This is a genomic window from Bacteroides gallinaceum (assembly GCF_030373775.1).
In the GTDB taxonomy this organism is placed as follows: Bacteria; Bacteroidota; Bacteroidia; order Bacteroidales; family Bacteroidaceae; genus Phocaeicola; species Phocaeicola excrementipullorum.
This window is the reverse complement of record NZ_JAUDEN010000070.1, coordinates 1-1,405: the sequence shown is the minus strand read 5'-3', so window position 1 is coordinate 1,405 and position 1,405 is coordinate 1. Positions and strand designations below refer to the sequence as shown.

General features: G+C 51.0%; 1 protein-coding gene. It reads left to right on the top strand.

The annotated features are described in order from the left end of the window. On the top strand, positions 1-1,319 hold a 1,319-nt coding region (locus QUW60_RS14975), incomplete at its 5' end, for a transposase (RefSeq protein ID WP_289561494.1). Between the last annotated feature and the right edge of the window lie 86 nt (positions 1,320-1,405).

The following is a 1,405-nucleotide window of genomic DNA, read 5'->3' as shown; positions in this document are numbered from 1 at the left end:
GCTTTACAGAGTTCGATATTCTGAAAAATTATCAGAAAAGTTTTGAAAGCAGTGAATTGGGACGCATCCATTCGCTGTTTCCTTTCTCCTCTATCGCCCGGAAGATGGGACTGAAGGATTCCCCTTTAGGACGGAAAGGTTATTTTTCTGCCACCGGCAAGATAGCCCTGATGGTTCTGAAGTCCTATACCGGCCTGTCCGATCGTCATCTGATAGAACATCTGAACGGGAACATCCACTTCCAGCTCTTCTGTGGTATATTAATCGATCCGTCCCATCCGGTCACCAACTACAAGATAGTAAGTGCAATCCGTCAGGAACTGGCCGAAAAGCTGGATATGGATGCCTTCCAGTGCATACTTGCTGAACACTGGCGTCCCTATCTGGAAAACCTTCACGTCTGTATGACCGATGCCACCTGCTATGAAAGCTACATGCGTCATCCCACTGACCTGAAACTGCTTTGGGAAAGTGTGGAATGGCTTCACCGTCATCTCTGCGAGGATTGTCGGATACTTGGTGTCCGCCGTCCGAGGAACAAATGGGGTGACGTGAGCCGTGCATATCTTGCGTACAGCAGGAAGCGCAGACGTAAGGCCTCACGCAGCCGGATGTTGAAAAGGCGGCTGCTCAACCTGCTGGAGAAGCTGCTGTATCAGACCGGCCGTCTCCATGCCGACCATAAAGGACAGCTTGAACATACGTCAGACTACCACCGGCGTCTGTCAGTCATAAGGAAGGCATTCAAGCAGCAGAAGCAGCTGTTTGCCGGCAGGAAGGATGTCCGTGACCGTATTGTCAGTATAGACCGCCACTATGTACGCCCCATCGTGCGTGGGAAGGAAACCAAGCCGGTCGAGTTCGGAGCCAAGGTGAACAATATACAGGTAGACGGAATCTCCTTCATCGAACACCTTTCCTTTGATGCCTTCAATGAAGGTATACGTCTGAAGGAATGCATCAACCTCCAACAGAGGCTCATGCGCAGGAAGGTGACAGCCGTTGCCGCCGACTCCATTTATGCCAGCAACGCGAACCGGAAGTTCTGTACGGAAAAGGGGATTGCCACCTCCTTCGTCCGTAAGGGACGGGCAGCCAAGGATGAGGAGCTGCGACGGATACTACGTTCGGAACTCAGCAGGGAACGGGCTACGCGTCTGGAAGGGAGCTTCGGCACACACAAGCAACACTACTCACTGGCAAAGGTCAGGGCAAGGAACAGGAAGACCGAAATCCTTTGGATTTTCTTCGGCATACATACTTCGAATGCAGTCTTGATGGCAGAAAAGGTGAAGAACAGACAGATACAGGCTGCCTGAAATCTGTAAATCTTATGGATGGAGGAGCTCGGTTAATGGCTTCTCCCGAATCGTCATGTAGATACTGACCATATTTTGCCTTTTTC